Origin of the sequence: Allobosea sp. AK1 (assembly GCF_006714945.1) — a bacterium.
Classification (GTDB): domain Bacteria; phylum Pseudomonadota; class Alphaproteobacteria; order Rhizobiales; family Beijerinckiaceae; genus Allobosea; species Allobosea robiniae.
Map to the genome: position 1 here is coordinate 4,609,703 of NZ_VFMG01000001.1, position 19,540 is coordinate 4,629,242.

Consider the following 19,540-nt stretch of genomic DNA (forward strand, 5'->3'; position numbering starts at 1 on the left):
GCCTTCGCAAGCTTCCTAGGTTCGATGGCGAGGCCTCCCGCCTGAAAGGAAGCGACCGATGTCCGCAGCCCCCGCCAAGCCGATCGACCTATATTACTGGCCGACGCCGAACGGCACCAAGATCACGATCATGCTCGAGGAGACCGGGCTGCCCTACGCCATCGTTCCGGTGAACATCGGCAAGGGCGACCAGTTCAAGCCGGACTTCCTCGCGATATCCCCGAACAACCGCATGCCGGCGATCGTCGATCCCGACGGGCCGGGCGGCAAGCCGATCTCGGTCTTCGAATCCGGCGCGATCCTGCAATATCTCGGCCGCAAGACCGGAAAATTCTATCCGAAGGACGAACGCGGCCGCGTCGAAGTCGACGAATGGCTGTTCTGGCAGATGGGCGGTTTCGGCCCGATGCTCGGCCAGACCCATCATTTCCGCCTCTACGCGCCCGAGCCCGTGCCCTACGCCATTGATCGCTACACCAACGAGACCAACCGCCTCTATGGCGTGCTGAACAAGCGTCTCGAAGGCCGCGACTATATCTGCGGCGATTATTCCATCGCCGACATGGCCTGCATCGGCTGGGCCCGTGGCTGGGAAAAGCAGGGCCAGGACCTGAAGCAGTTCCCGAATGTCGCGCGCTGGCTGGAGACGATGCAGGCGCGCCCGGCCGTGCAGCGCGGGCTGAAGGTCGGCGAAGAGCTGCGCAATCCGGCGGGCATCAGCACGCCGGAGGAAAAGGCGATCCTGTTCGGCCAGAAGGCGCGCTGAACACGGGCCGTCATGCCCGGGCTTGACCCGGGCATCTCACGACGAGAGATCGCCTCTTCCGGGATGAGATCCTCGGGGCTGCGCTTCGCTACGTCCGAGGATGACGTTTTCCCGCCGTTGGCGGCAAAACCTCAATTCATCCGGTTCCACTTCACCGAGCGGCAGATCAGCCCGCCCATGACGCAGCCTGCGGTGGTCAGCGTGCCGCCCGAGAGCGTCATCGTGCCCGAATAGGTCTTGCCGTCCTCGGGATTGAAGGCGCTGCCGCTCCACTTGTTGGCGCCGTTCGGCTTCATGTCGTAGAAGATGCGCTGGCCGACCTTGGCCGGCCCGTTCGTCTCCTTGAGCCAGGAGAGCGAGCCGCAGAGGGCCTCGCCGCATTTGCTGAAGCGCACGCGCGAGGCGCCGGTATCGCGCTCCCAGGTGCCGACCACGTCCTGCGCCGCAGCAGTCGTGACGCTCGCCAGCAGGCCGAGCGTCGCGAAGGCAGCAAGCTTCGATCCGGTTCCGTGATGCATCCGATCCTCCCGTGTCCGACCAGCTATGCCTGCATGGTTCAGATATGAACTATATCCGGGATCGAGCCCGTCTCCAAGCTGCCGCAGCGGAAGAGGTTTCCGCCGCTTCCGCCGCGCAAGGTGAATCCATTCTCAATGCGCCCCAGGGTGACGCAAGATCAGGGTATTGAGATTATTGCGAATTTCGCGATTCCGGGGTGAATCCTTCGTTGATTTAACCGCCCGCTTACGTCTCGTTGAGACTCGATTCATCGCGAAATTTAGGAGGCATTTTAAAGATCGGACCCACTCTCGCAGTCATCAGCCGGGGCCTTTGGACGGGTGGCCGGCACAACGACAAGAGGGTGGTTGTCATGGCACGCATGGAGATGAACGCTGTTCCTGCTTCGCTGGTGATCCCGGCGGAGGTGTCGGCGGAAGCCTATTACGAACTCGGGCTGATGCACGCCTCGGGGCGGGCGGGAGCTGTCGATCTGGTCAAGGCGCAGATGTGGTTCAACGTCGCCTTTGCCCGCGGCTGCGCCCGGGCAGCGGCGCACCGTCAGGAACTGGCGCTCGAGATGAATCGCGACGAGATCGCCTCGGCCCTGCGCGAAGCCCGCGCTTTCCTGACGCGGCACTGAGGCCACGTTCGGTATCCGGAGGATGCCGCCCTGCTGCGCCGTTCAGAACGCCGCGATGCCGCCGGAAGGCGGGGGCTGGTTGCCCCTGCGGTCGCGGGTGATGGAGTCCGGTGTCACGAGCAGGATTTGACAAAGCATTGCCAGGCAGCTGGCGAAGGCGAGAGCAATGAGCACCATGGATCGGCTCCTTGTCGTCAACGCCCTATCCTAACATGGAATTGATCCGCCGGCTCATGGATTCCGGGCATGATGGCCCGGCGCACAAGCCTTGTAGGGTGCGAAGGTGGTCGCTATAAGCGCGCCACATTTCCCTTCTCCGTACCCCTTCCAAGGATCGATCGATGGCTGTCCAGCGTACCTTCTCCATTCTCAAGCCCGATGCGACGAAGCGCAATCTCACCGGCGCGGTCAACGCGGTCATCGAGAAGGCCGGCCTGCGCATCGTCGCGCAGAAGCGCATCCAGATGACCAAGGCCCAGGCCGAGACCTTCTATGCGGTCCACTCGGCCCGTCCGTTCTTCGGCGAGCTCGTCGAGTTCATGACCTCCGGCCCGGTGGTCGTGCAGGTTCTGGAAGGCGAGGACGGCATCGCCAAGTATCGCGAAGTGATGGGCGCCACCAACCCGGCCAACGCTGCCGAGGGCACCGTCCGCAAGCTCTTCGCCCTCTCGGTCGGCGAGAACACCGTGCACGGCTCGGACGCTCCGGAGACGGCTGCGATCGAGATCGCCCAGTTCTTCGCTGGCAACGAGATCGTCGGCTGATCCCAGCCGTCTGCTGAAACGCAGAAAGGCGGGCCGGTATCCGGCCCGCCTTTTCTTTTGCGGTTTGGGGACGTCATGGCAGGGGGAGCCCCCGCCATGGCGCGGCGGCTCGTCAGAGCCCGAAGGAGTAGCTCGTTCCCGTGTCGAACGAATAGCTCGCCGACAGGCCGAAGGTGAGCGAATCGCGTGAGCCGAACGGCCTGACGATCGGCGAGCGCGTGGCGTCGCCGACAAGGCGCTTGTATTCGACATAGGCCGTGGTCTTGAGCTGGTCGGACCAGTGATAGGTCACTTGCGCCAGGGCGCCGACCGTGTGGACGCCGGCGTTGTAGCGCTGTAGCAGGCCGCCGGTGCCCGGCTGGGCGCCGCGGGTGCCGAAATAGGTCCGGACGTAGTCGGCCGAGGTGATCCGCATGCGCGGGCCGATGCCGAGCGTCCATTGTCCGACGGTCGAGAAGGCGTCGAGCTTGAAATCGGCGACGACGCCGTCATGCGCGACGACGCCGCGGCGCAGGTCGACGCGGCCGCGCAGCCAGGAGGTCGGGTAGAACTCGGCGAAGCCGCCGAGCTCGGCGCCGAACTTGGTCGCAGGCACTGCCACGAGGGCCGGATTGACCTTGGCCGAGCGCTTCCAGAGCAGGTCGCCCGAGAAGCCGATGCGCCAGCCCTGGCCGGAGAAGACGCCGATGCTGAGCATCGTATCGTCCTCGGCGCTCCACCAGGTGCTCTTCAGGCCCTTGCCCAGCGAGATGATCGGGCGGGCCCGGAAGACGTAATCGTCCGAGCCGGTGTAGTCGGGCTGGTAGCGTACGCCGGCGCCGACCGTGATGTACCAGTTCTGCGCCGACTGGGGGGAAGTCAGGGTCGAGTAGTCGCTCGACTGGGCCTGGGCATAGCCAGTTAGCGACAGGGCGAGGCAGGTCGAAAGACCTGCCAGATACGCAACGCAACGCATGATCCAGAACTCCGACGCGACGGCGTCTCCGATAAGGTATGCCCGCAATCTGGCGGAGGAGGTTTAATGCGCGGTTAAGGTTCCCATTTCGTTATCTTCAGCATTTTCAAGTGGTTGATCTTAGGGGCCTTTCACGCGTCGTCAGCTTCTGCACGGTTTCGCTCTGTCCTGGCGGCGAGGCGGGACCAGGCTGCCGGCTGGCCGACAGGCCATGTCGAGCCGTTCGAAAGCGCCAAACAGCACTCCGCCTCCGGCTGCCAAGCCTCCGCGTGCATACTGGCCCTGCCGAAACGAGGGTGGCGCATCGCTCGATGGCTTCTTATCTCTGTTGCGATGCACAATTTATGCTGCGTCGCAGCTAGGCGGTGAGGCTGACATGGCAAAAAGGAACTCCGGCTCGGTCCGCCGGCGCAAATCCTCCGAACAGCGGAGGCAGTGGCGCGCGGTCGTCGAAGCGTGGAAGCAGGGCGGCCTCGAGTGGCAAGGCGCTTGGGGACCGCCGCCCAGCCAGATCGGCTGCTTGTGCCCGCGCTCCATTCTGGTCGAGCTCGGACTGGCGGTGCCTGTGGCCGCCTAGAGGCGACGGGCAGGGCTCGCGGTGCGGGTGGGGGCAGGCCCGGATACCGCCCGTTAATCGATGACGGGGAGAATGATCGCAAGGCCGGGAATGGCGGCCGAAAGGCGCTCCAGGAGCAGCGGCGATCATGGAACTGGCGATCCTCTGGCTGCTCTGTGCGGCCGTGTTCCTCGAGCTGGCGGACAGTGCGCCCGAGGCCGACTGAAGCTTCGGCTCGAAAAGGGGCATGCGGTTCTCGGGAAAGGCGATGCAGGACCGGGAACGGCCGCATTGACCGTGTCGGCATCGGCCAGGCGGTCCTCTCAAATGGCCGGAACCTGCGGGCTCCGAGCGGATTGTGCCGCCGGTGCTGCGAACGCCTGCTCTGGGGCGCGCCGCCCATGAATCGGTAGTCCGGCGATGATCCGCCTCTTGACCTCGGGCCCGCTCTATGGCCATGCCGGGGCAGGGGCTCGGCATCGTGGTCTTCGATGCGCTCCGTTCTCGAAGGGCAGGCGGAATCATGAAGATGCGGCGGATGGGTGCGGTCGTTCTGGCCGGTGGACTGTCGATTCTGGCGAGCGTTTCGGCCTATGCCGCAAGCAGCTCGACGACCTTGCCGCCGCCCGACCCGACGGCGAAGAACCTGACCCCCTACATGATCCAGCTGCGCGCCTTCGACGCCTGCCTGATCACGCAGTCGCAATTGATGGGCACCACGCGCGAAGCCGTCCACACCCCCTGCAGCTGCTACGCCAAGGGCACGGTCAACGCGATGACCAAGGACGAGATTCAGGCCTTCCGCGACACCGGCTATTTCAACGACACGGCCCGCCAGAAGGGCCTGCAGTTCATCGACCAGTGCAAGCTGAAGCGCCCGTTCTGAACTGACGGCTGCGCCGGCTCGCCGGCGGCATCCCTCTCGCGACGGCCGCCTTGCTGCTGACACGCTCCTGACAGAACCTGTCAGCGCGGTCGAGCCATTCTGCCGCAGGTCCACATCGTTGCCCGTTCGATCGTCTCGGTCGAACGGCATGGGTGCTGGATCGGGAGACGAGTGGGGAGACGCCGCCGTGCAGCGCGCTGAACGATTGCTCGACATGATCCAGAGCCTGCGTCGCCGCAGGCGCCCGGTGACGGCCGAGACGCTGGCTTCCGAGCTCGACGTCTCCGTGCGTACGGTCTACCGCGACATCGGCGCCTTGGTGCGCCAGGGCGTGCCCGTGCGCGGCGAGGCCGGCATCGGCTACGTGCTTGACGCAGGCTTCGACCTGCCGCCCCTGATGCTCTCGCCCGACGAGATCGAGGCCGTGCTGGTCGGCATGCGCTGGCTCAGCGAGCGGGCCGATCCGGTGCTCGCGCGGGCTGCCGAGGATGTGGTCAGCAAGGTTGCGGCGGTGCTGCCGCCGCATCTGCGGCCGATCCTGCTCGATGGTGCGCTGTTCGCGGCCTCCCATCCCGGCGACGTCCCGGCCGATCAGGTAGATGTCGCGGCCGTGCGTGCCGCCATCCGCAACGGCCGCAAGCTCTCGATCCACTACAGCGACGAGAGCGGCCAGGCGACGCAGCGGATGATCTGGCCGATCGGCATGACGTTCTACGAGCGCGTGCGCGTCGTCATCGCCTGGTGCGAGCTCCGGCAGGCCTTCCGCCATTTCCGCACCGACCGCATGACCGGCCTCGCCGCGCTGGAGGAGCGCTATCCCGCGCGCCGTGCCGATCTCTTCCGCCGCTGGCAGAAGGAGGAGGAGAGGGCGAAAGAGGAGTGGGAGCGCTGCAAGCGCGAGGGCGATGCTGCGGCTCAGCCGCGGATCACGACGCCGCCTTCGAGCTTGGCTCGGCCGGACGCGACCTCCGCCAGCGCGGCCGGATAGAGCTTGTGCTCCTCGACGAGGACGCGCTGCGACAGCGTCTCCTCGTCGTCGCCGGGCAGGACCGGCACCTTCGCCTGCAGGATCACCGGCCCGGCATCGAGTTCCGGCACGACGAAATGCACCGAGCAGCCATGCTCGGCAACGCCGGCTTCCAGAGCCTGGCGATGCGTATGCGTGCCCTTGAACAGCGGCAGGAGCGACGGGTGGATGTTGATCATCCGCCCTTCCCAGCGCGCCACGAACCAAGGTGTCAGGATCCGCATGAAACCGGCGAGCACGAGCAGGTCGATCTGGTTCACCCGCAGCGCTTCATCCACCGCGCGCTCGAAGGCCTCGCGGTCCTTGCCGAAGGGGCGATGATCGACCGTCGCCGTGGCGATGCCGAAATCGCGTGCCCGGTCGAGCCCGGCGACATCGGGAATGTTCGAGATGACCAGCGCGATCTGGGCCGGATAGCCCGGTGCCTGCGCCGCTTGCGCCAGCGAGACCATGTTCGAGCCGCGCCCGGAGATCAGCACCCCGACGCGCTTGCGGGGAGGGATGGCGCTCACAGCGAGAGCTTGCCGCGATAGCTGACCTGCTCCTCGCCGCTGGCGACAGGCACGATCTCGCCGAGCTTCACCGGCGCTTCGCCTGCGGCCTTCAGCGCGGCGAGAACCTCATCCGCCTTGCTGGCATCAGCCGCGACGATCATGCCGACGCCGCAGTTGAAGGTGCGCAGCATCTCGCGCTCGGCGACGCCGCCGACCTGGGCAAGCCAGCCGAACACGGCCGGGACCGGGATGGCGGTGAGATCGAGCGCGACGCCGAGCCCCTCCGGGAGGACGCGCGGAATATTGTCGGGGAAGCCGCCGCCGGTGATATGCGCCAGCGCCTTGATGCCGTCCGTCGCCTTCAGCGCCTGCAGCAGCGGCTTCACATAGATGCGGGTCGGCTCCAGCAGTGCTTCGGCCAGGCTCTTGCCGGGCGCGAAGGGGGCGGGCGCCTCCCAGCCGAGGCCGCTGACCTCGACGATGCGGCGAACCAGCGAATAGCCGTTCGAATGCACGCCGGAGGAGGGCAGGCCGAAGACCAGGTCGCCGGGCTTCAGGTCCTCGCGCGGCAGGAGCGTGCCGCGCTCCGCGGCGCCGACCGCGAAGCCCGCGAGGTCGTAATCCTTATCGGCATACATGCCGGGCATCTCGGCGGTCTCGCCGCCGATCAATGCGCAGCCGGCCTGGCGGCAGCCATCGGCGATGCCGCGGACGATCTCGACGCCGACCTTCGGGTCGAGCTTGCCGGTGGCGTAATAGTCGAGGAAGAGCAGGGGCTCGGCACCCTGGACGATCAGGTCGTTGACGCACATCGCGACGAGGTCGATGCCGATCGTCGCGTGCAGCCCGCTCTCGATGGCGATCTTGACCTTGGTGCCGACGCCGTCATTGGCCGCGACTAGGATCGGATCGCTGAAGCCGGCGGCTTTGAGGTCGAACAATCCGCCGAAGCCGCCGATCTCCGCATCGGCGCCCGGCCGGCGCGTCGCGCGCACCAGCGGCTTGATCTCGTCGACCATGGCGTTGCCGGCGTCGATATCGACGCCTGCCTGCGCATAGGTCAGTCCGTTTGCGCCGGGCTTGCTCATTGCGTTTCGCCTTCCTTCTGCTCGCGCGAGCGATAGGCAAGCGCGCCCGCGCTGGCAAGGCATCTGCGCCGGCTTTGTCGATTTCTCACAGGCGAGGCGACGTCATTCCGACTGGACGCAGGATCTCTGTCCGGAGAGCATTGGTCTTTTCCGCGGTTCGCGCGAAACTGCCGCCATGACGATCCCCAACCTGATCACCATCGGTCGCCTGTTCCTGGTGCCGCTGGTCATCGTCATGATCGTCGGTGCGAACTGGCAGGCAGCTTTCATCCTCTTCGTCGTCGCCGGCATCTCGGATGCGGTCGACGGCTTCCTCGCCAAGCGCTGCGGCATGGCGAGCGAGCTGGGAGCGTGGCTCGACCCCGTCGCCGACAAGGCGCTGATCGTCTCGATCTACATCACTCTGGCGATCGTCGGCGCGATCCCGGTCTGGCTCGTCGTCCTCGTGGTCGCGCGCGACCTGATGATCGTGTCGGCGGTGATCCTGTCCTGGCTGCTCGACAAGCCGTTGACGATCGCGCCGATCGTCGTCAGCAAGCTCAACACTGCCGCGCAGATCGGCTTCGCCGCGCTGGCGCTCGGTTCGCGCGCCTTCGGGATCGAGCTCGGCGCTGCCGCTCTGGTCTGTGAACTCCTCGTCGCTCTGTTGACGGTCGCCTCGATGACGGCCTATCTCGCCTTCTGGCTGCGCCACATGGCAGGTTGACGGGGCTTTATCCGCCATTGCGGCTTGGAACCCCGGGCCTCGATGCACATTTGTCTTGTCCCGCCGGCCGTGAAACGCGAGAGAGGCTGATCGATGACGTTGCAGCGCCAGATCGGCTTCTGGGTCGGCTCCCTTCTCGTATTCGTCCTGGTTCTGGTGATGCTGCGGGACGTGATGCTGCCCTTCATCGCGGCGCTGGCGCTGGCCTATCTGCTCGACCCGCTCGCCGACAGGCTGGAGCGCATGGGCATGAACCGGTTGGCGGCGACGATCGTCATCCTCGTCGTCTTCCTGCTCATCTTCGTGCTGGGGCTGGTGCTGCTGGCGCCGCTGCTCGGCCAGCAGCTTGCCGGGCTCGTCGCCCGCCTGCCGGGCGACGCCGCCAAGCTGCAGGCGCTGGTGCTGGAGAAGGGGGCGCCCTGGCTGGAGCGCTTCGGCGGCGCCGACCTGACCAAGGAAGCGCAGAATTCGCTCGGCAATCTCGTCGGCGACGGCATGAAATGGGTCGGCGGCCTGCTGCAATCGCTCTGGAGCGGCGGCACCGCCATCGTCGGGGTGTTCTCGCTCCTGGTGCTGACGCCGGTCATCGCCTTCTACCTGCTGGTCGACTGGGACCGCATGGTCGCGACCGTCGATAGCTGGCTGCCGCTCGACCATCGCGACACCATCCGTAGCCTGCTGCACGAGATGGACATGGCGATCGCCGGCTTCCTGCGCGGGCAGGCACTGGTCTGCGTTCTGCTTGGTGGCTTCTATGCGATCGGCCTCAGTGTCATCGGCGTGAATTTCGGCGCGCTGATCGGCATCATTTCGGGTTTCCTCTCCTTCATTCCCTATGTCGGCTCGCTGACGGGGCTCGTGCTCTCGGTCGGCGTCGCGACGGTGCAGTTCTGGCCGGACTGGACCTGGCCGCTGGCGACGCTTGGCGTCTTCCTGGCCGGGCAATTCCTCGAGGGAAATATCTTCCAGCCGAAATTCGTCGGTGATTCCATCGGCGTGCATCCGGTCTGGCTAATGTTCGCGCTGCTTGCTTTCGGCTCGCTGTTCGGCTTCGTGGGCTTGCTGCTTGCCGTGCCGCTCGCGGCTGTCATCGGCGTGCTCTGCCGCTTTGCCCTGAGGCAATATCTCGCCAGCAACCTCTATCACGGCGGCGATGCCACCCGCGCTGCGGCGGCAAAGGCGCGCGTCGACGCCGACGCCTGAGCCGCCATGTCCGACATTCCGCCACGCCCGCGCCAGCTCGCCTTCGACCTGCCGGTCGACAGCCGCCATGGCGTCGAGGATTTTCTCGTCGGCTCTTCCAACGAGGCGGCTTACAGCCTGATCGAGAGCTGGCCCGCCTGGCCGGAGGCTTGGCTGCGCCTGACCGGGCCGGAAGGGGCCGGCAAGACCCATCTTGCCGCGATCTGGGCCCGCGCCGCCCATGCCTGGACGATTTCGGCAGCGGAGCTGAACGAGGCGGAGGTGCCCCACCTCGTGTCCGGCGGGGCGCTGGTGATCGAGGATTGCGATGCCGGCCGCCTCGACGAGCCCGCCCTGTTCCATCTGATGAACGCGATCAAGGCGCGTGGCGGCTCGCTGTTGCTGACGGCCAGGCGCTCGCCCGATCTCTGGGGCGTTAGCGTGCCGGATCTGCTGTCGCGACTCCGGCTGGCGCCGGCCGCGACGATCGAACCGCCGGATGACGGGCTGCTGCGGGCACTGCTGGTCAAGCTCTTCATCGACCGCCAGCTCGTGGTCGATATCGCCGTGATCGACGCTCTCGCCATGCGGATGGAACGTTCCTTCGCCGCCGCGCGGCAGGTGGTCGATCGGCTTGACCGGCTCGCACTCGAACGCGGACGCCGGGTGACGCGCCCGCTGGTGCAGGAGGCGCTGGCGGAACTGTTCCCGGAGGAGCCGGGTTGAACCCGGCCATCTCTGCGCAGGCCGCATGCTTCAAATCATGTCGCTTGTCATCGAACCGTCGCACTAGAATGGCTTCAACGGCGGCATGAGCGGCAAGACGACCAGGACGCGAGTGAAGCGCATGACCCTCGACACGGTGATCGACGAGTCGGAGAAGCTCTCCAGCGAAGCTGATGCGGCGCCCCTGCGCCAGCAGCCGGAGCGTTTCATGAACCGCGAGCTCTCCTGGCTCCAGTTCAACCGCCGCGTCATGGAGGAAGCCTCGAACCGCAGCCACCCGCTGCTGGAGCAGCTGCGCTTCCTCTCGATCTCCGCGAACAATCTCGACGAATTCTTCATGGTCCGCGTCTCCGGCCTGCGCGAGCAGCTCAAGGCCGGCGTGACCACGCGCAGCCAGGACGGCCTGACGCCGGCCGGCCAGCTCGTCGCCATCGGCGAGGCCGTCGCGGCACTGACCGCCGACCAGCAGGCGCGCTGGGCCGAATTGCGTCATGAGCTGCACGAGAACCGCATCCACCTGCTGCAGCCCGGCGATATCGGCGCGCAGGACCGAATCTGGCTGGAGGACTACTTCCTCAATTACATCTTCCCGGTGCTGACGCCGCTGGCGATCGACCCGGCGCATCCCTTCCCCTTCATTCCCAATCTGGGCTTCACCATCGCGCTGGCGCTGGAGCGCAAGAATGATGGCCGTCAGCTCGACGCGTTGATCCGCGTGCCGACCAAGATCGACCGCTTCATCGAATTGCCGGATCTGGCGCGCGAGGGTTTGCACCGCTTCATCGCGCTCGACGACGCGGTCTCGCTGTTCATCAGCAAGCTCTTCCCCGGCTACGAGGTGAAGGGCGCCGGCTCCTTCCGCATCATCCGCGACTCCGATCTCGACATCGAGGAGGAGGCAGAGGACCTCGTCCGCGTCTTCGAAACGATGCTGAAGCAGCGCCGCCTCGGCGTGGTGATCCGGCTCGAGCTCTCGACCGGCATGCCGGACCATCTGCGCCGTTTGATCGTGCGCGAGCTCAAGGTCGACAGCGACGAGGTCGTCGAGGTCAACGGCCTGATCGGCCTGACCGAGCTCTCGCAGCTCGTCGGCGTCGACCGGCCGGACCTGAAGTTCAAACCGTACAATGCCCGTTTCCCTGAGCGTATCCGCGAGCATGGCGGCGATTGCTTCGCTGCGATCCGCCAGAAGGACCTGCTCGTCCACCATCCCTATGAGAGCTTCGATGTCGTCGTGCAGTTCCTGCAGCAGGCGGCGCGCGATCCCAATGTCGTCGCGATCAAGCAGACGCTCTACCGCACCTCATCGAACTCGCCGATCGTCAAGGCGCTGACGGAAGCGGCCGAGGCCGGCAAGTCGGTGACGGCACTGGTCGAGCTTAAGGCCCGCTTCGACGAGGAAGCCAATATCCGCTGGGCCAAGGAGATGGAGCGGGCCGGCGTCCAGGTCGTCTATGGCTTCATCGAGCTCAAGACCCACGCCAAGCTCTCGCTGGTGGTGCGCCGCGAGGCCGGTCAGCTCGTCAGCTACTGCCATATCGCGACCGGCAACTACCACCCGATCACGGCGCGCATCTATACCGACGTCTCCTTCTTCACCGCCGATCCGGTGATCGCGCAGGACGTCGCCCGCGTCTTCAACTTCATCACCGGCTATGCCGAGCCGGCCGGGCTGGAGCGCATGGCCGTCTCGCCGACTGGTCTGAAGCAGCGTCTGCTCGCCGACATCGCCGAGGAGGTCGCGCATGTGAAGGCCGGCCGCAAGGGCGCGATCTGGGGCAAGTGCAATTCGCTGGTCGATCCGGAGATCATCGACGCGCTCTATGACGCGAGCCAGGCCGGCGTCGAGATCGACTTCGTCGTGCGCGGCATCTGCTGCCTGCGGCCGGGCGTGCCCGGCTTGTCCGAGAATATCCGCGTCAAGTCGATCATCGGCCGCTTCCTCGAGCATACGCGCATCTACGCTTTCGGTGCCGGCCACGGCATGCCCGGACCCAAGGCCAAGATCTACATCTCCTCGGCCGATCTGATGCCGCGCAATCTCGATCGCCGTGTCGAGGCGCTGACGCCGATCCTGAATCCGACGGTGCATCAGCAGTTGCTGGATCAGATCATGTTGGCCAACCTGCTCGACAACGAGCAGAGCTGGACGATATTGCCCGATGGCGGCTCGCGCCGCATTGTCCCCGCGCCGAACGAAGAGCCGTTCAATGCGCATAAGTACTTCATGACGAACCCGAGTCTGTCCGGACGTGGAAAATCGCTCTCCAATTCAAGTCCCCGCTCCCTCGCACGCCGAGGGGGACGCAAGGCCTGAGCCCAGGCACGCGCCGGGGCGGCTCGCGCTCTCCCATACCATTGCCATCGTCGATATCGGCTCGAACTCGGTCCGTCTTGTCGTCTACGAGATGCTGGCGCGCGCGCCCGCCCAGGTCTTCAACGAGAAGGAGATGGCGGGTCTCGGTCGCCAGGTCGCCACGACCGGACGCCTCGCCGACGATGCCATCGCCAAGGCGATCAACGCGCTGGTCCGCTTCCGCATCCTCTGCGAAGCCATGCATGTCGGGGAACTCCGCGTCATCGCGACGGCGGCGGCGCGCTATGCCAGCAACGGGCCCGAGTTCATCGCGCGTGCCGAGGAGGCGATCGGCCAGCCGATCGAACTGATCTCGGGCGGGCGCGAAGCCGTGCTCTCCGGCCTCGGCGTGATCTCGGGCTTCGATGTGCCGGACGGTGTCGTCGGCGACCTCGGCGGCGGCAGCCTGGAGCTGATCTCGGTCAAAGGCGGTTCGGTGGGGCAGGGCGCCAGCGTGCCGCTCGGCGGCCTTGCCTTGCTCGACCGCTCGAAGGGCTCGCTGAGGGTTGCCGAGAAAATCGTCAAGGACGAACTCGACAAGCTGCCGCAGCTCGCTGCGATGAAGGGGCGGGACTTCTATGCCGTCGGTGGGACCTGGCGCGCGCTTGCCACCCTTCATCAGCACCGCATGGCCTATCCGCTCAACGTGATGCACGGCTATGCCGTGCCGACGCGCGACGTCGCCGATTTCGTCAAGCTGGTCGAGCGGGCCGATGCCTCGGTGCTCGATGCGATCGATTCAGTGTCGTCGGCCCGCCGTCCGCTGCTGGCCTATGGCGCGCTGGTGCTAGATGAGCTGATCAAGCGCGGCAAGCCGCGGGGCATCATCATCTCGGCGCAGGGCGTGCGCGAAGGCCTGCTGCACGAGCAGCTCTCGCCGGAGGAGCAGAATGCCGATCCGCTCTTGCAGGCGGCGCGTGACTACAACCTGCTGCGCGCACGCGATCCCCGCCACGCGGCCGAGCTGATCAATTGGACCCGCGGCATCCTCGAAACGGCCGGCCTGCCGCAGGACGAGCCATCCGGCCGGATGATCGAGACCGTCTGCCTGCTCTCCGATATCGGCTGGCGCGCCCATCCGGATTATCGCGGCGAGCAGAGCATGAACGTCATCGCCCATGCCTATTTCACCGGCATCGACCATGTCGGGCGGGCTTTCCTGGCGCTGGCGATCTTCCACCGCTATGCCGGGATGAAGGCGAGCTCGCCGGGGGCGGCGGGACTGAAGACGCTGTTGCCGCCGGCCATTCTCGCGCGAGCGCTGCTGATCGCGGCGATCTTCCGCGTCGCCTATCTGCTTTCGGCCGGCATGGCGGGCATCCTGCCGCGCATTCCGGCGGCTTGCGTCGACAATCGCCTGCTGTTGCGCTTTCCCGACGATCTGTCGGCGCTGGCGAGCGAGCGTGTCGAGGGGCGGCTCAAGCAGCTCGCGAAGCTGCTCGGCCGCGATTTCGAGATCGGCAGGCTCTGAGGCCTTCCCCTGCCGTCATTGCGAGGAGCGAAGCGGCGAAGCAATCCAGGGGTCGTAGAGCTCCGCCGCCCTGGATTGCTTCGCTGCGCTCGCAATGACGCCGGAGGTTCCGGCGCCTTTTCGTCCAGAGGTTCTCGGGTCGAAGCTGCGCTTCGCCCGGGAATGACGGCCGGGTGGCCCACGCTCAGCCGACCGCCCGCAACCGCGCGAAGCCGGCATCGAGATCGGCCTTGAGGTCCTCGATGTCCTCCAGCCCGATATGGATGCGGATCGTCGGCCCCTTGAAGCCGGGCTCGGTCGCAGTGCGATAGCTCTTGCAGTCGAAGGGCAGGACGAGGCTCTCATAGCCGCCCCAGGACGCGCCGATCCCGAACAGCGTCAGCCCGTCCAGCATCGCGCCGACGGCTTTCATCGAGACCGGTTTCAATTCGAAGGTGAAGAGCGAGGAGGCGCCGGTGAAATCGCGCTTCCAGATCTCGTGCCCGGGCGCGCCCGGCAGGGCAGGGTGCAGGACCTGAGCGACCTCGGGCCGCGCGCGCAGCCATTCCGCCATGGCGATGCCGGCCGGCATCTGCTCCTTCAGGCGGATGGCCATCGTGCGCATGCCACGCAGCGTCAGGAAGGCGTCTTCCGGGGCGATGATCAGGCCGAGCTGGCCCCAGGTTGCGCGCAACGCCTTGAACAGCTCCGGCGTGCGGGCCGAGACGGTGCCGATCAGCACGTCGGAATGGGCGGCGTAATATTTGGTACCAGCCTGCACGGAGAGGTCGACGCCGAAGCCATGGGCATCGAAGAACAGCGGCGTCGCCCAGGTGTTGTCCATCGCGACGAGAATGTCGCGCTCATGCGCAGCCGCCACGATGGCCGGGATATCCTGCATCTCGAAGGTCTGCGAGCCCGGAGCCTCGGTCCAGATCGCCCTGGTGTTCGGCTTGAACAGCTTGGCGATGTCGGCGCCGACCAGCGGGTCGTAATAGGTCGTCTCGACGCCCATCCGCTTCAGGAAGGTATCGCAGAAGATCCGCGTCGGCCGGTAGACGCTGTCCGTCACCAGAACGTGATCGCCGGCCGAGAGCATGGCGAGAAAGGCAAGTGTGCAGGCCATCAGGCCCGATGGCGTCACGACGACGCCCGCGCCGCCCTCGATCGTGTTGGCGGCGGCGATCAGCGCGTCGATCGTCGGGTTGCCGTCCGTGCCGTAGGTGTAGCGCGCCTTGCGCACCAGGAAGTCCTCGGTGTTCGGATAGACCACCGTCGAGCCTCGTACGATAGGCGGATTGACAAACCCGTAGCTGTCGGCGGGGTCGCGGCCTGCCAGGACGAGGCGCGTGCGCTCGCCGAGGCGCGCAAATTCAGGCGAAGTCAGCTTTTTCATGGAAAGGCACGGCCAAAAAACGGAAAAATTGTGGCCGGGCTTGACCACTCCCCACAAACTCGCATGTGATATATGCAGCGAACAAGGGGCGGCTCATGCGTATGGCGGTTGCTTGACGCTCATGAGTCGCTCTGGCAATCGACGCGATGATATGGGGACGCCGCGCGAAAGCGGGATGAACCGAGCGGCGAAAAAGCCGCCGGCGGCGGGACCAGACAAATCTTCCGGCATCAGCCGGACAGGGGTTCCAACGGGAGAGTACCGATGAAGAAGTTTGTAGCAGCCGCCCTTGCAGCAGGCATCGGCCTGGCGATGTCCGCGACGGGGGCTTCGGCCCAGGCCACGCTGGCGCAGGTCAAGCAGCGCGGCATTCTCAACTGCGGCTCGAACACCGGCCTCGCCGGCTTCGGCGTGCCGGATGCGCAGGGCAACTGGAAGGGGCTCGACGTCGATCTTTGCCGTGCCATCGCCGCGACGATCTTCAACGATCCCAGCAAGGTGAAGTTCATCCCGCTCTCGGCCAAGGATCGCTTCACCGCGCTCCAGTCGGGCGAAGTCGACGTGCTCGTCCGCAACTCGACCTGGACGATGACGCGCGACGCCTCGCTCGGCCTGCTCTTCACCGGCGTGAACTATTATGACGGCCAGGGCTTCCTGGTCCGCAAGAAGCTCGGCGTGAATTCGGCGCTGCAGCTTTCGGGCGCGTCGGTCTGCACCCAGCAGGGCACCACGACCGAGCTCAACCTCGCTGACTATTTCCGCGCCAACAACCTCAAGTACGAAGTCGTCGCCTTCGCGACCTCGGACGAGACGGTCAAGGCTTACGATGCCGGTCGCTGCGACGCCTTCACCACCGACGCCTCGGGCCTCTATGCCGAACGCCTGAAGCTGACGAACCCCGACGAGCATCTCGTTCTGCCGGAGATCATCTCGAAGGAGCCGCTCGGCCCCTCCGTCCGCAACAACGACCCGCAGTGGTTCAACCTGGTGAAGTGGACCCATTTTGCCATGCTGAACGCCGAGGAGCTCGGCGTCACCCAGGCGAATGTCGACCAGCAGCTGAAGTCCGAGAACCCCGAGATCAAGCGTCTGCTCGGCACCGAGGGCAAGTTCGGCGAGCAGATCGGCCTGACGCCGGACTGGGTCGTCCGCATCGTCAAGCATGTCGGCAACTACGGCGAATCCTTCGAGCGCAACGTGGGCCAGGGCTCGCTGCTCAAGATCGCCCGCGGCCAGAACGGTCTCTGGACCAAGGGCGGCCTGCAATACGCCCCGCCGGTTCGCTGAGAGGCATGCGGGGCGCCGGTTGTCTGACCGGCGCCCCGTTCTCGCATGCGCTCGCCGAAGCGGTCCTCGTTGATCGGCCGCGATCATCTGAACGTCGATTGCCGGGTGGTGTCGCCGCCGCTGTCACCCGGGTCTGACTCCGCCATGGGAAAGGCCGGGATGCCGACCATCCTTGCGCTGGTATTGGCCGCCATGGCCGCCCTCGCGCCCGACTGTGGACGAGCGGCGCCAGCCGGCGGCCTGCTGGAGCAGGTCAGGCATCGCGGCGCCGTCATCTGCGGCGTGGCTCCTTCGCTGGCGGGGTTTTCCATTCCCGACAGGCAGGGGCGCTGGACCGGTTTCGATGTCGATCTCTGCCGGGCCGTCGCGGCCGCGATCTTCGACGATCCCGAGAAGGTGAAATTCATTCCCCTCCTGTCGAAGGACCGCTTCACCGCGCTCCAGACGGGCGAGGTCGATCTCCTGTCACGCACCTCGACCTGGTCGATGGCGCGCGATACCGCACTCGGTCTCAACTTCACCGGCATCAATTTCTATGGCGGCGAAGGCTTCATGGTTCGTGCCAGGCTCGGCCTGACTTCTGCCTTGCAGCTTGCCGGCTCGTCCGTCTGCACCGAACAGGGCACCACGACCGAGCTCAATGTTGCCGACTTCTTTCGCAGCCACGGCCTGAAATATGAGATCGTCACCTTCAAGGGCAGCGAGGAGACCGTCGACGCCTATGCCAGCGGCCGCTGCGACGCCTATGCCTATGACCGGGCCGGGCTCGCGATCCAGCGGATGAAGCTGGCAGCGCCGCAGGAGCACGTCATCCTGCCCGAAACGATCTCGAAGGAGCCGCTCGGCCCCGCCGTCCGCCATGGCGACGACCAATGGTTCGACCTGGTGAAGTGGACGCTCTTCGCCATGGTCGATGCCGAAGAGTTGGGCGTGGGCCAGGGCAATGTCGATTCCATGCGGGCCTCGGAGCGGCCTGACGTCCGCCGGCTGCTCGGCCTGGAGGGTCATTTCGGCGAGGCACTCGGCCTGGATCGCGACTGGGCCTATCGCATCGTTCGCCATGTCGGCAATTATGGTGAATCTTTTGAGCGAAATCTCGGTCGGGACTCGCCTCTGAAGATCGAACGTGGCCAGAATGCGCTGTGGACCAAGGGGGGCCTGCAATACGCTCCGCCGATCCGCTGAAGACGACCGGCGGGCAGCCGGTTCGAAAGATGACGGCACAGGGCGAGGCAGCCCTGTGCGAGACGAAGGAATCGAGGCAGGGGTCGCGCCGGTTGGCGCGAAGCTTGCTGGCTGGCCGAGGGCGGGACGAACCCGCTCCGAACAGGGGAACCGCATGAGGAACATCATCGCGCCGGCGGCCGCCGGTGCCGGATACCTGTCGCAGAGCAACGCGCTGCGCCGGACCGGGACGTGAGGGAAGGGCGCGCGGCCTGCCGGCCGGGCGCCGTTCGCAAAACCAGAAGAGTGGCACGGACAACAAGACGACCGCAGCGCAACCGCACCGCTGCAGGATCGCCGGCCACGACAAGCGAAACAAAAAGGGCGTGACAGGTGTCGAGCATTCCGAGCGAACAGGTATCACCCGGCAAGGCGTCGTTATTCTACGACCCGAAGGTCCGGGGCTATGTCTATCAGGCCGCTCTGGTGGCGATCGTCGTCTTCCTGATCTGGTCGGCGGCTTCGAACGCGATCGAGAACCTGCGCGCGCAGAAGATCGCCTCCGGCTTCGGCTTCTGGCACAACGCCGCCGGCTTCGACATCAACCAGAAGCTGATCCCGTTCTCGGCCGCGGGCGGCTCGACCTATGGCGACGCATTCATCGTCGGCCTGTTGAACACGCTGCTGGTCGCCGGGCTCGGCATCATCTTTGCGACCTTCCTCGGCTTCTTCGTCGGTGTCGCCCGGCTGTCGAACAACTGGGTCATCTCCAAGCTGGCGATGATCTATGTCGAGGTCATCCGCAACATCCCGCTGCTGCTCCAGCTGTTCTTCTGGTACAACGCAGTGCTGAAGCCGCTGCCGAACCCGCGCCAGTCCATCGAGCTGCCGGCTGGAGCGCTGCTCAACAATCGCGGCCTCTACCTTCCCGATCCGCACCTGGGTCCCGGCGGCAGCCTGATCATATGGGCGTTCCTGATCGGTCTCGTCGCCACCTTCATCTTCCGCTCCTGGGCGCACAAGCAGCAGGCCGCGACCGGCAGGCAATATCCGATCGGCTGGGTCGCGCTCGCCCTGATCGTGGTCGTGCCGGCGCTGATCTATTTCGTCCTGGGCCGGCCGGTCACCTTCGTCTATCCCGAACTCGCCGGCTTCAATCTGCGCGGGGGTGTCCAGATCTTCCCGGAATTCGTCGCGCTGCTGATCGGCCTGACGACCTATACGGCCGGCTTCATCGCGGAGGTCGTGCGCGCCGGCATCCTCGCGGTGTCGAAAGGGCAGACCGAGGCCGCCCATGCGCTGGGCCTGCGCAACGGGCCGACGCTGAAGCTCGTCGTCATTCCGCAGGCGATGCGCGTCATCATCCCGCCGCTGACCTCCAACTACCTCAACCTGACCAAGAACTCGTCGCTGGCGGTCGCGATCGGCTATCCCGATCTCGTTCAGGTCTTCACCGGCACGGTGCTGAACCAGACCGGCCAGGCAGTCGAGGTCGTGGCGATCACGATGGCGGTCTATCTGACGATCTCGCTGGTGACATCGCTGTTCATGAACATCTACAACAAGCGCATGGCGCTGGTGGAACGGTGAGGGCCG

The 19,540-nt window shown here is 65.9% G+C and carries 19 protein-coding genes; 13 read left to right on the top strand and 6 right to left on the bottom strand.

The features are described from left to right. The first annotated feature begins 58 nt into the window (after nucleotides 1–58). Nucleotides 59–766, top strand: coding sequence for a glutathione S-transferase N-terminal domain-containing protein (locus FHT98_RS22110; protein ID WP_061963816.1), 708 nt, complete (start codon nucleotides 59–61; stop codon nucleotides 764–766). Between the two features lie 131 nt (nucleotides 767–897). Here the strand turns inward: FHT98_RS22110 and FHT98_RS22115 are convergent, their stop codons facing one another. Continuing rightward, nucleotides 898–1,284 carry a DUF2147 domain-containing protein gene (locus FHT98_RS22115; protein WP_142115311.1) on the bottom strand — a complete coding sequence of 129 codons (387 nt, stop codon included), beginning with the start codon at nucleotides 1,282–1,284 and terminating at the stop codon, nucleotides 898–900. Nucleotides 1,285–1,652: 368 nt separating this feature from the next. On the opposite strand from FHT98_RS22115, the gene FHT98_RS22120 reads away from it, so the two are divergent. After that, nucleotides 1,653–1,907: a hypothetical protein gene (locus tag FHT98_RS22120; RefSeq protein ID WP_248309277.1), complete on the top strand. Its 255-nt coding sequence runs from the start codon at nucleotides 1,653–1,655 to the stop codon at nucleotides 1,905–1,907. A 42-nt stretch (nucleotides 1,908–1,949) separates the two neighbouring features. Here FHT98_RS22120 and FHT98_RS26680 read toward each other — a convergent pair whose 3' ends face one another. Next, nucleotides 1,950–2,084 carry a hypothetical protein gene (locus tag FHT98_RS26680; protein WP_274532841.1) on the bottom strand — a complete coding sequence of 45 codons (135 nt, stop codon included), beginning with the start codon at nucleotides 2,082–2,084 and terminating at the stop codon, nucleotides 1,950–1,952. 164 nt (nucleotides 2,085–2,248) lie between these two features. Between FHT98_RS26680 and ndk the strand changes: the two genes are divergently transcribed. Beyond that, entirely contained in the window at nucleotides 2,249–2,671 is a 423-nt protein-coding gene (gene ndk, locus FHT98_RS22125) for a nucleoside-diphosphate kinase (RefSeq protein WP_061963812.1), read from the top strand. A 112-nt stretch (nucleotides 2,672–2,783) separates the two neighbouring features. Here the strand turns inward: ndk and FHT98_RS22130 are convergent, their stop codons facing one another. Further along, nucleotides 2,784–3,626, bottom strand: a complete 843-nt coding sequence (locus tag FHT98_RS22130; RefSeq protein ID WP_142115312.1) for a MipA/OmpV family protein — start codon at nucleotides 3,624–3,626, stop codon at nucleotides 2,784–2,786. A gap of 1,079 nt (nucleotides 3,627–4,705) precedes the next feature. On the opposite strand from FHT98_RS22130, the gene FHT98_RS22135 reads away from it, so the two are divergent. Both FHT98_RS22135 and FHT98_RS22140 read left to right on the top strand, forming a co-directional pair. After that, the gene (locus FHT98_RS22135; protein WP_142115313.1) at nucleotides 4,706–5,068 is read left to right on the top strand and encodes a hypothetical protein; all 363 of its coding nucleotides are present in this window, start codon (nucleotides 4,706–4,708) and stop codon (nucleotides 5,066–5,068) included. 187 nt (nucleotides 5,069–5,255) lie between these two features. Beyond that, nucleotides 5,256–6,056 (top strand): helix-turn-helix transcriptional regulator, encoded by an 801-nt coding sequence (locus FHT98_RS22140; protein WP_113587397.1) that lies wholly within the window; start codon nucleotides 5,256–5,258, stop codon nucleotides 6,054–6,056. On the opposite strand, the gene purN is transcribed toward FHT98_RS22140, so the two are convergent. Together purN and purM are read right to left on the bottom strand one after the other, a co-directional pair. Further along, complete coding sequence (gene purN / locus FHT98_RS22145; protein ID WP_465246936.1) at nucleotides 5,984–6,547, bottom strand: phosphoribosylglycinamide formyltransferase; 564 nt, start codon at nucleotides 6,545–6,547, stop codon at nucleotides 5,984–5,986. The two genes, FHT98_RS22140 and purN, sit on opposite strands and share 73 nt — an antisense overlap. A 56-nt stretch (nucleotides 6,548–6,603) precedes the next feature. Further along, nucleotides 6,604–7,677, bottom strand: coding sequence for a phosphoribosylformylglycinamidine cyclo-ligase (gene purM, locus FHT98_RS22150; RefSeq protein ID WP_142115315.1), 1,074 nt, complete (start codon nucleotides 7,675–7,677; stop codon nucleotides 6,604–6,606). Nucleotides 7,678–7,852: 175 nt separating this feature from the next. On the opposite strand from purM, the gene FHT98_RS22155 reads away from it, so the two are divergent. The 5 genes from FHT98_RS22155 (at nucleotide 7,853) to ppx (ending at nucleotide 14,118) form a co-directional block, all read left to right on the top strand. Next, on the top strand, nucleotides 7,853–8,383 hold the full coding sequence (locus tag FHT98_RS22155) for a CDP-alcohol phosphatidyltransferase family protein (RefSeq protein ID WP_091855440.1): 531 nt from the start codon (nucleotides 7,853–7,855) through the stop codon (nucleotides 8,381–8,383). Between the two features lie 93 nt (nucleotides 8,384–8,476). Beyond that, complete coding sequence (locus FHT98_RS22160) at nucleotides 8,477–9,586, top strand: AI-2E family transporter (protein ID WP_091855439.1); 1,110 nt, start codon at nucleotides 8,477–8,479, stop codon at nucleotides 9,584–9,586. Between the two features lie 6 nt (nucleotides 9,587–9,592). Continuing rightward, nucleotides 9,593–10,291, top strand: a complete 699-nt coding sequence (locus FHT98_RS22165; RefSeq protein ID WP_142115316.1) for a P-loop NTPase family protein — start codon at nucleotides 9,593–9,595, stop codon at nucleotides 10,289–10,291. Nucleotides 10,292–10,412: 121 nt separating this feature from the next. Further along, nucleotides 10,413–12,608, top strand: coding sequence for an RNA degradosome polyphosphate kinase (locus FHT98_RS22170; RefSeq protein ID WP_061965455.1), 2,196 nt, complete (start codon nucleotides 10,413–10,415; stop codon nucleotides 12,606–12,608). Continuing rightward, on the top strand, nucleotides 12,544–14,118 hold the full coding sequence (ppx, locus tag FHT98_RS22175; protein WP_282568658.1) for an exopolyphosphatase: 1,575 nt from the start codon (nucleotides 12,544–12,546) through the stop codon (nucleotides 14,116–14,118). The genes FHT98_RS22170 and ppx overlap by 65 nt, the downstream gene beginning before the upstream one ends. Before the next feature lie 184 nt (nucleotides 14,119–14,302). Here the strand turns inward: ppx and metC are convergent, their stop codons facing one another. After that, nucleotides 14,303–15,493 (bottom strand): cystathionine beta-lyase, encoded by a 1,191-nt coding sequence (gene metC, locus FHT98_RS22180; RefSeq protein ID WP_142115317.1) that lies wholly within the window; start codon nucleotides 15,491–15,493, stop codon nucleotides 14,303–14,305. 264 nt (nucleotides 15,494–15,757) lie between these two features. Between metC and FHT98_RS22185 the strand changes: the two genes are divergently transcribed. The 3 genes from FHT98_RS22185 (at nucleotide 15,758) to FHT98_RS22195 (ending at nucleotide 19,534) form a co-directional block, all read left to right on the top strand. Further along, a complete protein-coding gene (locus tag FHT98_RS22185; RefSeq protein WP_061963792.1) occupies nucleotides 15,758–16,780 on the top strand; it encodes an amino acid ABC transporter substrate-binding protein in 1,023 nt (340 codons plus the stop codon). A gap of 168 nt (nucleotides 16,781–16,948) precedes the next feature. Then, nucleotides 16,949–17,965, top strand: a complete 1,017-nt coding sequence (locus tag FHT98_RS22190; RefSeq protein WP_465246937.1) for an amino acid ABC transporter substrate-binding protein — start codon at nucleotides 16,949–16,951, stop codon at nucleotides 17,963–17,965. Nucleotides 17,966–18,337: 372 nt separating this feature from the next. Continuing rightward, nucleotides 18,338–19,534 carry an amino acid ABC transporter permease gene (locus tag FHT98_RS22195; protein WP_142115319.1) on the top strand — a complete coding sequence of 399 codons (1,197 nt, stop codon included), beginning with the start codon at nucleotides 18,338–18,340 and terminating at the stop codon, nucleotides 19,532–19,534. Nucleotides 19,535–19,540 lie beyond the last annotated feature (6 nt).

Bases quoted from the DNA above. Each gene is read 5' to 3' on its own strand.
- FHT98_RS26680 (WP_274532841.1), bottom strand. From the start codon at position 2,084: ATGGTGCTCATTGCTCTCGCCTTCGCCAGCTGCCTGGCAATGCTTTGT.
- purN (WP_465246936.1), bottom strand. From the start codon at position 6,547: ATGGTCTCGCTGGCGCAAGCGGCGCAGGCACCGGGCTATCCGGCCCAG.
- FHT98_RS22165 (WP_142115316.1), top strand. From the start codon at position 9,593: ATGTCCGACATTCCGCCACGCCCGCGCCAGCTCGCCTTCGACCTGCCG.
- FHT98_RS22135 (WP_142115313.1), top strand. From the start codon at position 4,706: ATGAAGATGCGGCGGATGGGTGCGGTCGTTCTGGCCGGTGGACTGTCG.
- FHT98_RS22160 (WP_091855439.1), top strand. From the start codon at position 8,477: ATGACGTTGCAGCGCCAGATCGGCTTCTGGGTCGGCTCCCTTCTCGTA.
- FHT98_RS22170 (WP_061965455.1), top strand. From the start codon at position 10,413: ATGACCCTCGACACGGTGATCGACGAGTCGGAGAAGCTCTCCAGCGAA.
- FHT98_RS22115 (WP_142115311.1), bottom strand. From the start codon at position 1,284: ATGCATCACGGAACCGGATCGAAGCTTGCTGCCTTCGCGACGCTCGGC.
- FHT98_RS22120 (WP_248309277.1), top strand. From the start codon at position 1,653: ATGAACGCTGTTCCTGCTTCGCTGGTGATCCCGGCGGAGGTGTCGGCG.
- FHT98_RS22185 (WP_061963792.1), top strand. From the start codon at position 15,758: ATGAAGAAGTTTGTAGCAGCCGCCCTTGCAGCAGGCATCGGCCTGGCG.
- purM (WP_142115315.1), bottom strand. From the start codon at position 7,677: ATGAGCAAGCCCGGCGCAAACGGACTGACCTATGCGCAGGCAGGCGTC.
- metC (WP_142115317.1), bottom strand. From the start codon at position 15,493: ATGAAAAAGCTGACTTCGCCTGAATTTGCGCGCCTCGGCGAGCGCACG.
- FHT98_RS22130 (WP_142115312.1), bottom strand. From the start codon at position 3,626: ATGCGTTGCGTTGCGTATCTGGCAGGTCTTTCGACCTGCCTCGCCCTG.
- ndk (WP_061963812.1), top strand. From the start codon at position 2,249: ATGGCTGTCCAGCGTACCTTCTCCATTCTCAAGCCCGATGCGACGAAG.
- FHT98_RS22110 (WP_061963816.1), top strand. From the start codon at position 59: ATGTCCGCAGCCCCCGCCAAGCCGATCGACCTATATTACTGGCCGACG.
- FHT98_RS22155 (WP_091855440.1), top strand. From the start codon at position 7,853: ATGACGATCCCCAACCTGATCACCATCGGTCGCCTGTTCCTGGTGCCG.